The organism is Aquamicrobium lusatiense, assembly GCF_014201615.1.
GTDB classification, from domain to species: domain Bacteria; phylum Pseudomonadota; class Alphaproteobacteria; order Rhizobiales; family Rhizobiaceae; genus Mesorhizobium; species Mesorhizobium lusatiense.
On record NZ_JACHEU010000001.1, the window covers coordinates 267,631 to 280,567 of the forward strand.

The 12,937-nt window shown below is 63.9% G+C and carries 10 protein-coding genes; 8 read left to right on the forward strand and 2 right to left on the reverse strand.

Features of this window, described 5'->3' with window-relative positions; translation table 11 throughout:
• Positions 1-406: 406 nt before the first annotated feature.
• Positions 407-1,720: a tRNA (N(6)-L-threonylcarbamoyladenosine(37)-C(2))-methylthiotransferase MtaB gene (gene mtaB, locus HNR59_RS01410; RefSeq protein WP_246374450.1), complete on the reverse strand. Its 1,314-nt coding sequence runs from the start codon at positions 1,718-1,720 to the stop codon at positions 407-409.
• Positions 1,720-2,601, reverse strand: a complete 882-nt coding sequence (gene dapF, locus HNR59_RS01415) for a diaminopimelate epimerase (RefSeq protein WP_183831238.1) — start codon at positions 2,599-2,601, stop codon at positions 1,720-1,722. The genes mtaB and dapF overlap by 1 nt, the downstream gene beginning before the upstream one ends.
• Before the next feature lie 245 nt (positions 2,602-2,846).
• Between dapF and HNR59_RS01420 the strand changes: the two genes are divergently transcribed.
• The 8 genes from HNR59_RS01420 to HNR59_RS01455 all read left to right on the forward strand — a co-directional run bounded on the left by HNR59_RS01420 (position 2,847) and on the right by HNR59_RS01455 (position 12,919).
• A complete protein-coding gene (locus HNR59_RS01420) occupies positions 2,847-3,392 on the forward strand; it encodes a protease inhibitor Inh/omp19 family protein (RefSeq protein WP_183824897.1) in 546 nt (181 codons plus the stop codon).
• A gap of 22 nt (positions 3,393-3,414) precedes the next feature.
• The gene (gene zapE, locus HNR59_RS01425; protein WP_183824900.1) at positions 3,415-4,629 is read left to right on the forward strand and encodes a cell division protein ZapE; all 1,215 of its coding nucleotides are present in this window, start codon (positions 3,415-3,417) and stop codon (positions 4,627-4,629) included.
• Between the two features lie 249 nt (positions 4,630-4,878).
• Entirely contained in the window at positions 4,879-5,847 is a 969-nt protein-coding gene (gene mdh / locus HNR59_RS01430; RefSeq protein ID WP_183824903.1) for a malate dehydrogenase, read from the forward strand.
• Between the two features lie 18 nt (positions 5,848-5,865).
• Positions 5,866-7,062 carry an ADP-forming succinate--CoA ligase subunit beta gene (gene sucC, locus HNR59_RS01435; RefSeq protein WP_183824906.1) on the forward strand — a complete coding sequence of 399 codons (1,197 nt, stop codon included), beginning with the start codon at positions 5,866-5,868 and terminating at the stop codon, positions 7,060-7,062.
• 6 nt (positions 7,063-7,068) lie between these two features.
• Positions 7,069-7,971, forward strand: coding sequence for a succinate--CoA ligase subunit alpha (gene sucD / locus HNR59_RS01440; RefSeq protein ID WP_183824909.1), 903 nt, complete (start codon positions 7,069-7,071; stop codon positions 7,969-7,971).
• A 137-nt stretch (positions 7,972-8,108) separates the two neighbouring features.
• On the forward strand, positions 8,109-11,096 hold the full coding sequence (locus HNR59_RS01445; RefSeq protein ID WP_183824912.1) for a 2-oxoglutarate dehydrogenase E1 component: 2,988 nt from the start codon (positions 8,109-8,111) through the stop codon (positions 11,094-11,096).
• 30 nt (positions 11,097-11,126) lie between these two features.
• On the forward strand, positions 11,127-12,386 hold the full coding sequence (gene odhB, locus HNR59_RS01450; RefSeq protein WP_183824915.1) for a 2-oxoglutarate dehydrogenase complex dihydrolipoyllysine-residue succinyltransferase: 1,260 nt from the start codon (positions 11,127-11,129) through the stop codon (positions 12,384-12,386).
• A 20-nt stretch (positions 12,387-12,406) separates the two neighbouring features.
• Positions 12,407-12,919, forward strand: coding sequence for a hypothetical protein (locus HNR59_RS01455; protein ID WP_183824918.1), 513 nt, complete (start codon positions 12,407-12,409; stop codon positions 12,917-12,919).
• The last annotated feature ends 18 nt before the right edge of the window (positions 12,920-12,937 follow it).

Below are 12,937 nucleotides of genomic sequence, written 5' to 3' on the forward strand. Positions count from 1 at the left end.
TGGCTCTGGCTCTGGCTCTGGCTCTGGCTCTGGCTCTGGCTCTGGCTCTGGCTCTGGCTCTGGCTCTGGCTCTGGCTCTGGCTCTGGCTCTGGCTCTGGCTCCTTGAGCGAAGCCTGTGCCGGACCGGCAGGCAAGTCCTGATTTTCCGGTTCAGAGGCCGGTTCGGCCGAAACTTCCGGCGCGTCTGCCGGCGGCGCTTGTTCAGCTTTTGCGACTTCTACAGCTTCGGCAGCCGCAACAGACTCGCCAACCTCTGCCGGTGTCAGTTCGGGCGCAGCCTCCGGTGCAGATACGACATCCGTTTCCGGTGCCGGCGCGGTCTCAGCAGCCTTTTCAGCGGCTGCATCCTTCTTGCCGAAGGAAAAGACTTTCTTGATGAAACCGAATGCCATGCTGTTTCCTGTCTCAGGCCGCGCGCGCGGCGAGCGGTACCGCCTGAAGCTGGGTGCCGTCATGGCCGGTCACCAGCGCCTCGATGATCTCGCCGGGCTGGCCGGCATCGATGGCGGCCAGCGTAAAGCCTTCGGTGCGGCCAAGCCCGTCGCGCTCGATCAGGATCGATTGAGACGTGCCGGCAAGCGTTTCCAGATGCCGGCGATAGGCAGCCTCGCCCACGGCGCGCAGCCGCGCGGCCCGTTCCTTGACCACGTCGCGGCGCACCTGCGGCATGCGCGCCGCCGGCGTGCCCTCGCGCGGGCTGAACGGGAAGACATGCAGATGAGTGAGGCCGCATTCCTCCACGATGTCGAGCGAGCGCTGGAACATCTCCTCGGTCTCCGTCGGGAAACCGGCGATGATGTCGGCGCCGAACACGATGTCGGGGCGCAGCCTGCGCACCTCCGCACAAAACCGGATCGAATCGTCGCGCAGATGCCGGCGCTTCATGCGCTTTAGGGTCAGGTCGTCGCCCGCCTGAAGGGAAAGATGCAAATGTGGCATCAGCCGCTTTTCCGATGCCACCACTTCGAGCAGCTCGTCATCGGCCTCGATGGAATCGATGGAGGACAGACGCAGCCGCTTCACGTCCGGCACCTGCCGCAGGATCGCCTTCACCAGCCGCCCGAGCCTGGGCGCGCCCGGCAGGTCCGCGCCGTAGCTGGTCATGTCGACGCCCGAGAGCACCACCTCGGCATAGCCGTTGCCGGCCAGGCGCTTCACCTGCTCCACCACCGCGCCCATCGGCACGGAGCGTGAATTGCCGCGCCCATAGGGGATGATGCAGAAGGTGCAGCGATGGTCGCAGCCGTTCTGAACCTGCACGAAGGCCCGCGCCCGCCCCTCGATGGCGTCGACCATGTGCGAGGCCGTCTCGCGCACCGAGAAGATGTCGTTGACCCGCGCCTTCTCGAACAGGTTGACGCCGAAATCCGGCAGCGCCCGATAGGAATGGCTTTTCAGCTTTTCCTCATTGCCGAGAACGAGATCGACCTCGTCCATGGCCACGAAATCCTGCGGTCCGGTCTGCGCCGCGCAGCCGGTAACGATGATGCGCGCCTCCGGGTTTTCGCGCCGGGCCTTGCGGATCGACTGTTTGGCCTGCCGCACCGCCTCTGCCGTGACCGCGCAAGTGTTGAAGATGATCGCGCCGCCCGAAAGCTCGCCCAGCCCCGCGGCGGACGCCTCGCGGCGCATGACTTCGGACTCATAGGTGTTCAGCCGGCAGCCGAAGGTGACGACCTCGATGCCCTTGTCCTGCCGCATGGGTTCGTTGTCGCTCATCAGGCCGCGCTCTCGGCGTCCCGCTGCCATGCGCCGGTGGCCGGATCGAAGGTACCGGCAAACTCCCATTCGGCAGCACCCGTCAGGACGACATGGTCATCCTCGCGCCACTCGACATGGAGCTGACCTCCGGGAGCGGTCAGCGAAACGCTGCGCCCGGTGCGCCGGGTGCGCGCGGCGGCAACCGCTGCCGCACAGGCGGCAGAGCCGCAGGCTCTGGTCAACCCCGCCCCGCGCTCCCATGTGCGAATGGTCAGGTGATCCGGCCCGGTCACCTGCGCGATGGTGATGTTGGCGCGCTCGGGAAACAGCGGATGATTCTCAAGCAACGGCCCGAAGCGATCGAGCGCATAAGACCACACGTCCTCGTCGACCCAGAAGATGGCATGCGGATTGCCCATGGAGACGGCGGACGGAGAATGCAGAACCGGCGCGTCGATCGGACCGACCTGCAATTCGATCATGCGCGTGTCTCGAAATTCCTCGGCCAGCGGAATGTCCTGCCAGCCGAAGCGCGGCTTTCCCATATCAACCGAGATCAGCCCATCCTCATGCTGGCGCGCGTTGAGAATGCCGGCAACCGTCTCGAACGTGAAAGCGTCCTTGCCGGTGTCGGCCGCCAGCGCCTGCACCACGCAGCGCGTGCCGTTGCCGCAGGCCTGCGCGAACGAGCCATCCTGATTGAGGATCTCGATGAAATGATCCGTACCCGGCGTGCGGGGATCGTGAATGGCCATGATCTGATCGAAATGCGTGGCCGGATCGGCGGCAAGCGCAAGGGCCGCCTGCGGCGATACGCGGTCAGTGCGCCCGCGCATGTCCGCAACGATGATCTCGTTGCCGATACCGTTCATCCTAGCGAAGGGAGCCGGGCCTGACATGTCCATTTCGTTTCCAGCTTGTTCCAGCGCGCTATATGGCGGAAACAGCCGGGAATTACCAGTGCAGTCCGGACGGACCATCCGCCACGACGAGGCGGCTGCGCCTTCATTATGCGTTGCAAAAACATCACACAAGCCAACGCAAACCTTATTTTAACCATATCAAGTTGAAATTCTGCCACCTTCACCGAATTGGTAGGGGGCGAGTATTGAGACGGTGCCGGTCAGGCCCCGCGGAGGTTGCGATGACATTTCTGAGAACGGGCGCGATCGTGGCAATTGGCGCCGCCCTGTTGGCAAGCGGCTGTTCCAGCACGCGGTTTTCCTCCATGGACAACACACGCCCCGAACCGCTGCAGCCCGCGCCGTCGGGTACGATCTCCTCCAACCAGCTCCCACCGCCCACCGGACCCGGCGTTCCGGGCGATCCCTCGCAGTTCCCGGCAGCGCCCCAGCAGAACACGCAGGTCGCTTCCCTGCCGCCGGACGGCAGCGCACCTGCAACGGCCGCCGACCTGACGCCTGCCAGCGTCGCCGGTGTGTGGACCGTCAATGTCAGCGGCCAGAGCTGCAAGGTCGCGACGCCGCAAACCAAATTCGGGCAGGGTTACCGCGCCGGCCCGCTTCGCTGTCCCGCCCCGGTCGATGGCGTGAAGTCCTGGAACGTCGCCGGCAAGCAGCTTACGCTCTACGATCAGGACGGCGGCCCGCTGGCCCGCCTCTACTCGTCGGGCGGCGGCCGCTTTGATGGCCAGACGTCCAATGGCCAGCCCATCGCGCTGACCCGCTAGATATTCGCAGGACGACATCGACATGCATCTGCGTGACGGCCTCCAGACGCGCGCGACCGTCAGGCAGGACTATCTTCACCGCGTCGAAACCGGCGCTGTGCGCCGCGACGATGCACAGCTCATCATAGCCGACCAGCTTGACAGGCTGATCGGCGAGATCGCCGACAAGCGGCTTTCCAGAAAATCCAGCGCGCTTGGCTGGCTGTTCGGCCGCAAGCGCGAAAAACATGCCGACGTGCGCGGCCTCTACATCTATGGCGGTGTCGGGCGCGGCAAGACCATGCTGATGGACATGTTCTTCGAGCACGTCCCGGCCCGCGCCAAGCGCCGCGCCCATTTCAACGACTTCATGGCCGACGTGCACGACCGCATCCAGAAGCAGCGGCAGGCACGCAAGGACGGCAAGACGAAGGAAGACGATCCCATCCCGCCGGTGGCGCGCGCGCTGGCGGAGGAAGCGTGGGTGCTGTGCTTCGACGAGTTCGCCGTCACCGACATTGCCGACGCCATGATCCTGTCACGGCTGTTCTCGGTTCTGTTCGATCAAGGCGTCGTGCTGGTGGCGACTTCAAACGTCGCCCCCCGCGACCTCTATCACAACGGCCTCAACCGCCAGCTTTTCCTGCCCTTCATCACCATTCTCGAACGTCATGCCGAAGTGCTCAACCTCGACATCGACACCGACTACAGGCTGGAAAAGCTGAACAGCCTGCCGGTCTACATCACGCCCGCCGATACGGCCGCCGATGAAGCGCTGGACGAAGCATGGCAGGCAATGACCGAAGGCCACGAAACGCTGCCGGCAAGCATTTCGGTGAAGGGCCGCACCATTCCCGTGCCGCGCGCCGCCGGCGACGCCGCCCGCTTCAGCTTTGCCGATCTGTGCGAGAAGCCGCTCGGCGCCCGCGACTATCTCGCCATCGCCGCCCGCTACTCCACCCTGTTCATCGATCATGTTCCGGTGCTCGATGAAAGCCGCCGCAACGAAGCCAAGCGCTTCATCCTGCTGGTCGACGTGATCTACGATCAGCAGCTTCGCCTGCTCATCAGCGCCGATGCGCCGCCGACCGGGCTCTATGTCGGGCGCACCGGCACCGAAGCCTTCGAGTTCGACCGGACCGCCTCGCGCCTCATCGAGATGCAGAGCCGCGACTGGCGCGACACCTGGAACGCCCGCAACCGCGAGGGCAGGCAGAACCCCACGCAGGAAAATGCGGCAGCTCCGCAAGAGAGCTGAGTTCGTCACTTTTTGGAGACAATCTTCTGCTTAGAATTCACGCGCGGTGGAAAAGCGACATTAATTTTGACGCTTACGTAAATTAAACAAGTTCTAAACGATTGAAATTTCAGGGCTTGAAATAATCGATTGAGTTTTTTGGATACCGGGGCTATGGGGTGCGGCGAAAATTCGCGGGCTCTCCATGGCCTGCCTGCCTCACCTCGACGCCATCGCGGCGCCGTCATAGCAAAGGGAAACCATCCTGACATGGCACGCAAGAAGATAGCACTGATTGGCTCCGGCATGATTGGTGGCACGCTCGCTCACCTCATCGGCCTCAAGGAACTGGGCGACGTCGTCCTGTTCGACATCGCCGAAGGCATTCCGCAGGGCAAAGGCCTCGACATCGCTGAATCCTCGCCGGTGGACGGCTTCGATGCGCGCTATGTCGGCGTCAACGACTATGCCGGCATCGAGGGTGCGGATGTGTGCATCGTCACCGCCGGCGTGCCGCGCAAGCCGGGCATGAGCCGCGACGACCTTCTGGGCATCAACCTCAAGGTGATGGAACAGGTTGGCGCCGGCATCGCCAAATATGCGCCGAACGCCTTCGTCATCTGCATCACCAACCCGCTCGACGCCATGGTCTGGGCGCTGCAGAAGTTCTCCGGCCTGCCGAAGAGCCATGTCGTGGGCATGGCCGGCGTGCTGGATTCCGCCCGCTTCCGCTACTTCCTCGCCGAGGAGTTCAAGGTGTCCGTCGAGGACGTGTCGGCCATGACGCTTGGCGGCCACGGTGACGACATGGTGCCGATGGTGCGCTACTCCACCGTTGCCGGCATCCCGCTGCCCGATCTGGTCAAGATGGGCTGGACCTCGAAGGAGAAGCTGGACGCCATCGTCGAGCGCACCCGCAAGGGCGGCGGCGAGATCGTCGGCCTGCTCAAGACTGGCTCCGCCTACTACGCGCCGGCTTCCTCGGCTGTCGCCATGGCCGAGAGCTACCTGAAGGACAAGAAGCGCGTGCTGCCCTGCGCCACGCATCTCAACGGCCAGTACGGCGTCAAGGACACCTATGTCGGCGTTCCGGTGGTGATCGGCGCCGGCGGTGTCGAGCGCATCATCGAGATCGAGTTCAACAAGGAAGAGCAGGCGATGTTCGACAAGTCGCTTGCCGCCGTCCAGAGCCTGACCGAGGCCTGCACGGGCATCGCGCCGCAGCTTGCCCAGAAGTAATCAAGGAAAGGCGTTCACATGAACATCCATGAATATCAGGGCAAGCAGCTCCTGAAAGCCTACGGCGCGCCCGTCGCGGACGGCGTGGCGATCCTGTCGGCCAACGAGGCGGAAGCTGCGGCAAAGACGCTGCCCGGCCCGCTCTATGTGGTGAAGAGCCAGATTCATGCCGGCGGCCGCGGCAAGGGCAAGTTCAAGGAACTGCCCGCCGATGCCAAGGGCGGCGTGCGCCTCGCCAAGTCGATCGAGGAAGTGGTTGCGAACGCCAACGAGATGCTGGGCAACACGCTGGTGACCAAGCAGACCGGCCCCGCCGGCAAGCAGGTCAACCGCCTCTACATCGAGGACGGCGCCGACATCGACCGTGAGCTTTACCTGTCGCTGCTGGTCGACCGCACCGTCGGCCGCGTCGCTTTCGTGGTTTCCACCGAGGGCGGCATGGACATCGAGGCCGTCGCCGAGGCAACGCCGGAGAAGATCATCACCGTCGCCATCGACCCCGAAACCGGCGTCACCGACGCCGATGTCGCGAAGATCAACGACGCGCTGAAGCTCACCGGCGAAGCTGCCGAGGACGGCAAGAAGCTGTTCCCGCTGCTTTACACGGCCTTCTCCGAGAAGGACATGAGCCTGCTTGAGATCAACCCGCTGATCGTCATGACCAATGGCCGCCTGCGCGTTCTCGACGCCAAGGTCTCCTTCGACGGCAACGCGCTTTTCCGCCACGAGGACGTGAAGGAACTGCGCGACATCACCGAGGAAGATTCCAAGGAAATCGAGGCCTCGAAGTGGGACCTCGCCTATGTCGCGCTCGACGGCAACATCGGCTGCATGGTCAACGGCGCGGGCCTTGCCATGGCGACGATGGACATCATCAAGCTCTACGGCGCCGAGCCTGCCAACTTCTGCGACGTCGGCGGCGGCGCCGGCAAGGAGAAGGTCGCTGCGGCATTCAAGATCATCACCGCCGACCCGCGCGTCGAGGGCATCCTCGTCAACATCTTCGGCGGCATCATGAAGTGCGACGTGATCGCCGAGGGCGTTGTCGCAGCCGTCAAGGAAGTCGGCCTCAAGGTGCCGCTGGTGGTGCGCCTCGAAGGCACCAATGTGGAACTGGGCAAGAAGATCATCAACGAGAGCGGCCTCAACGTCATCTCGGCCGATGATCTCGACGACGCCGCCCAGAAGATCGTCAAGGCCGTGAAAGGGAACTGACCTCAGATGTCCATTCTCATCAACAAAGACACCAAGGTTCTCGTTCAGGGTCTGACCGGCAAGACCGGCACCTTCCACACCGAGCAGGCGCTGGCCTATCACGGCACGAAGATGGTCGGCGGTATCCACCCGAAGAAGGGTGGCGAGAACTGGACCGGCTCGAAGGGCGAGACCCTGCCGATCTTCGCATCCGTCGCTGAGGGCAGGGACAAGACCGGCGCCACCGCCTCGGTCGTCTACGTTCCGCCGGCGGGTGCCGCAGCCGCCATCATCGAAGCCATCGAGGCCGAGATGGAGCTGATCGTGTGCATCACCGAGGGCATCCCGGTCATGGACATGGTCAAGGTCAAGGCAAAGCTCGACAAGTCGAAGTCGCGCCTGATCGGCCCGAACTGCCCCGGCATCGTCACCCCCGACGAGTGCAAGATCGGCATCATGCCCGGCAACATCTTCCGCAAGGGCTCGGTCGGCGTTGTTTCGCGCTCGGGAACGCTTACCTATGAGGCAGTGTTCCAGACCACCAACGAAGGCCTCGGCCAGACCACCGCTGTCGGCATCGGCGGCGATCCGGTCAAGGGCACGGAGTTCATCGACGTGCTTGAGATGTTCCTTGCCGACGACGAAACCCAGTCGATCATCATGATCGGCGAGATCGGCGGTTCCGCCGAGGAAGACGCCGCGCAGTTCCTGCGTGACGAAGCAAAGCGTGGGCGCTCCAAGCCCATGGCCGGCTTCATCGCAGGCCGCACGGCCCCTCCCGGCCGCACCATGGGCCACGCCGGCGCCGTGATTTCGGGCGGCAAGGGTGGAGCCGAAGACAAAATCGCCGCCATGGAAGCGGCAGGCATCCGGGTGTCTCCATCCCCGGCGCGACTGGGCAAGACCCTGGTCGAAGCCATCAAGGGCTGATCTGACACGCCGGGCAGTTCCTCTGCCCGGCGTACTCGGTCAGGAGGGGATACTTTCAACGGATGGCCGCATGGCCATCCCCATCGGCAGAACCGCCGCTAACCGTCAGGAGTTGAAGCAGAAGCTTCAAAAGCGACATGTCGAGACAAGACCAGAAGAACGACCAATTCTCACTCTCCTCCTTCCTCTACGGCGGTAACGCCGATTATATCGAGGCGCTTCACGCCGCATGGCAGGACGACCCCTCGGCGGTCGACACCGAGTGGCAGGAATTCTTCGCCGCGCTGCAGGACGACGCCGCCACGGTGAAGAAGAACGCCGAAGGCGCATCGTGGAAAAAGCCCAACTGGCCGCTGCAGGCCAATGGCGAGCTGATCTCCGCGCTCGACGGCAACTGGGGCCTGATCGAGAAGGTTGTCGGCAAGAAGGTGCAGGAAAAGGCGGCCACGGCCGGAACCCCGCTGTCCAACGCCGACGTGCATCAGGCGACGCGCGATTCCATCCATGCCATCATGATGATCCGCGCCTTCCGCATGCGCGGCCATCTGCATGCCAATCTCGATCCGCTCGGCATCGCCAAGCCGCTTGAGGATTATAACGAGCTATCGCCGCAGAACTACGGCTTCACCGAAGCCGACTACGACCGCCCGATCTTCCTCGACAACGTTCTGGGCCTGGAATTCGGCACCATCCGGCAGATGCTCGATATTCTCACCCGCACCTATTGCTCGACGCTGGGTGTGGAGTTCATGCACATTTCCGATCCTGAGGAAAAGGCATGGATTCAGGAGCGCATCGAAGGCGCCGACAAGGAGATTTCCTTCACCGCCGAAGGCAAGAAGGCCATCCTGTCGAAGCTGATCGAGGCGGAAGGCTTCGAGCAGTTCATCGACGTCAAGTACAAGGGCACCAAGCGCTTCGGCCTCGACGGCGGCGAGTCGCTGATCCCGGCTCTTGAGCAGATCATCAAGCGCGGTGGCGCGCTCGGCATGAAGGAAATCGTGCTCGGCATGGCCCACCGCGGCCGCCTCAACGTTCTTTCGCAGGTGATGGCAAAGCCGCACCGCGCCATTTTCCACGAGTTCAAGGGCGGCTCCTACGCGCCTGACGATGTGGAAGGCTCGGGCGACGTGAAGTATCACCTCGGCGCCTCGTCCGACCGCGAATTCGACAACAACAAGGTTCACCTGTCGCTGACGGCAAACCCTTCGCATCTGGAGATCGTCAATCCGGTGGTGATGGGCAAGGCCCGCGCCAAGCAGGACCAGCTCTATGGCCGCAGCCGCGAGGAGATCGTGCCGCTGGAAGAGCGCGCCAAGGTTCTTCCGCTGCTGATCCACGGCGATGCCGCCTTCGCCGGTCAGGGTGTCATTTCGGAAATCCTCGGGCTTTCCGGCCTGCGCGGCCACCGCGTCGCCGGCACGCTGCATGTGATCATCAACAACCAGATCGGCTTCACCACCAATCCGCGCTTCTCGCGTTCGTCGCCCTATCCGTCCGACGTCGCCAAGATGATCGAGGCGCCGATCTTCCACGTCAACGGCGACGATCCGGAAGCCGTTGTCTACGCCGCCAAGGTGGCGACCGAATTCCGCATGAAGTTCCACAAGCCGGTGGTCGTGGACATGTTCTGCTACCGCCGCTTCGGTCACAATGAGGGCGATGAGCCGGCATTCACCCAGCCGCTGATGTACCGCGCCATCCGCGCCCACAAGACCGTCGTTCAGCTCTATGGTGACCGCCTGATCGCCGAAGGTCTGATCACCCAGGACGAACTCGACCGCATGCGCGCCGAATGGCGCGCCCGTCTGGAAGAGGAGTTCGAGGCCGGCCAGACCTACAAGCCCAACAAGGCCGACTGGCTGGACGGCGTGTGGTCGGGCCTGCGCGCCGCTGACCATCAGGACGAGCTGCGCCGTGGCAAGACCGCCGTTCCGGTCAAGACGCTGAAGGAAATCGGCAAGAAGCTGACCGAGGTTCCCGCTGAATTCGAGGCGCACCGCACCATCCAGCGCTTCCTCGACAATCGCCGTCAGGCGATCGAAAGCGGCACCGGGATCGACTGGGCGACGGCCGAGGCTCTGGCCTTCGGCTCGATCCTGCTCGACGGCAATCCGATCCGCCTTTCGGGTCAGGATTCGGAGCGCGGCACCTTCTCGCAGCGCCATTCGGTGCTCTACGACCAGCGCGACGAGAACCGCTACATTCCGCTGAACAACCTGTCGGCCGCACAGGCCGGCTATGAGGTCATCAACTCGATGCTCTCGGAAGAGGCCGTGCTCGGTTTCGAATATGGCTACTCGCTGTCGGCGCCCAAGGCGCTGACCCTGTGGGAAGCCCAGTTCGGCGACTTCGCCAACGGCGCTCAGGTTGTGTTCGACCAGTTCATCTCGTCGGGCGAGCGCAAGTGGCTGCGCATGTCGGGTCTCGTGTGCCTGCTGCCGCATGGCTATGAGGGACAGGGGCCGGAACACTCCTCCGCCCGTCTGGAGCGCTTCCTCCAGCTCTGCGCCGAGGACAACATGCAGGTCGCCTACTGCACGACGCCTGCCAACTACTTCCACATCCTGCGCCGGCAGCTCAAGCGCGACTTCCGCAAGCCGCTGATCCTGATGACGCCGAAGTCGCTGCTGCGCCACAAGCGCGCCGTGTCGACGATCGCCGAACTGTCGGGTGAAAGCTCCTTCCACCGCCTGCTGTGGGACGATGCGCAGTATCTGGGCGACCAGCCGATCAAGCTGGTCAAGGATTCGAAGATCCGCCGCGTCGTGCTGTGCACGGGCAAGGTCTACTACGACCTTTACGAGGAGCGCGAGAAGCGCGGCATCAACGACATCTACCTGCTGCGCGTCGAACAGCTCTACCCGTTCCCGGCAAAGGCCCTGATCACCGAACTGTCGCGTTTCCGCAATGCGGAGATGGTGTGGTGTCAGGAGGAGCCCAAGAACATGGGCGCCTGGTCGTTCATCGACCCCTATCTGGAATGGGTCCTGGCCCATATCGACGCCAAGCACCAGCGCGTGCGCTACACAGGCCGCCCGGCCGCCGCCTCCCCGGCGACGGGCCTCATGTCGAAGCATCTGGCGCAGCTTGCCGCCTTCCTCGAAGACGCGCTCGGCGAATAACAATTCAAGAAGAAAGAACGGACAGGCATCATGGCTACCGAAATCCGCGTTCCCACTCTGGGTGAATCCGTCAGTGAAGCCACCATCGGCAAGTGGTTCAAGAAGGTTGGCGACGCTATCGCTGTAGACGAGCCGCTGGTCGAACTCGAAACCGACAAGGTGACGGTGGAAGTGCCGGCGCCCTCCGCCGGAACGCTGGTCGAGATCACCGCCAAGGAAGGCGAGACCGTCGGCATCGACGCGCTGCTGGGCACCATCGGCGAAGGCGCGGGCGCAGCACCCTCGCCGAAGCAGGACGTTGCCGTGGCACAGGCTTCCGCCCCGACCGCCGCCTCCACCACGAAGGAAGCCGCGGCCCAGCAGGCCAAGATCGCGGGCGAAAGCCCGATCGAGCCCCGCACCATGCCGCCGGCCCCTTCCGCCGCAAAGCTGCTGGCCGAGAAGAACCTGTCGGCAGATCAGGTTTCAGGCTCGGGCAAGCGCGGTCAGGTGCTGAAGGGCGATGTGCTCGACGCCATCGCCAGGGGCGCGCCTTCGCAGCCGGCCGAGGCTCCGGCCGTGGCCCGCGCACCTTCCGCCGCTGAGGACGAAGTGCGTGAAGAACGCGTGCGCATGACGCGCCTGCGCCAGACCATCGCACGCCGCCTCAAGGACGCCCAGTCCACCGCCGCCATGCTCACCACCTTCAACGAGGTGGACATGAAGCCGGTGATGGATCTGCGCGCCAAGTACAAGGACCTGTTCGAGAAGAAGCACGGCGTGAAGCTTGGCTTCATGGGCTTCTTCACCAAGGCTGTGACCCACGCGCTGAAGGAAATCCCGGCCGTCAACGCCGAGATCGACGGCACCGACATCATCTACAAGAACTACGCCCATATCGGCGTAGCGGTCGGCACCGACAAGGGCCTCGTGGTTCCGGTCGTGCGCGACGCCGATTCCATGTCGATCTCCGAGATCGAGAAGGAAATCGGACGCCTCGGCATTGCCGCGCGCGATGGCAAGCTGTCGGTTGCAGACATGCAGGGCGGCACCTTCACCATCTCCAACGGTGGTGTTTATGGCTCGCTGATGTCGACGCCGATCCTCAACGCGCCGCAATCCGGCATCCTCGGCATGCACAAGATCCAGGAGCGCCCGGTCGTGGTCGGCGGGCAGATCGTCGTGCGTCCGATGATGTATCTGGCGCTGTCCTACGATCACCGCATCGTCGACGGCAAGGAAGCGGTGACCTTCCTCGTCCGCGTCAAGGAAACGCTGGAGGACCCGGAGCGTCTGGTTCTGGATCTCTGAGCAGGGAGCGGTCGTCCGTGGTGACGAACCATCTTATCCGGCGGGGTGGCGGGGCGGTTTGCCTTGCCGCCCTGCTCATCGCGCAGACGGCGGGTGCGCGTGCCGCCTGCCCGATGCCGCTGGCCGTCTATGAAGACGCGGCCAAAGGCACCGGCATCGACTTCCGCCCGACGGGAGACTCGATGGTGGTCACCAACAGCTTCAGGATGAACCTCGCCACCGGCGTCCAGCTCGAAGGCATCGTCATGTGGAGCGAGGAAACCCCGCGCCCCTATGCATCCCTGTTGCACGAATGTCCCGAAGGGGACGTGACCGGGGATGAGATCGCCGAGTGCACCCTGTGGGAAGGGCCGCTCTACGCCGTGGATGACAAGGGCACCGTCGGTCTTCTCCCCAAAGAAGACGCCTCCGCCCCGCAGGCGTTGATATTCCCCGACCTCGGTCCGACATTGCGGCAGGCGGCCGTTTTCGAATCCGCTGCCGAAGACAAGCTTCCCGGCGACATTTTCGCGCTGAGTGGCTGTCAGGAATAGATTTCTCACCCGCGCGCC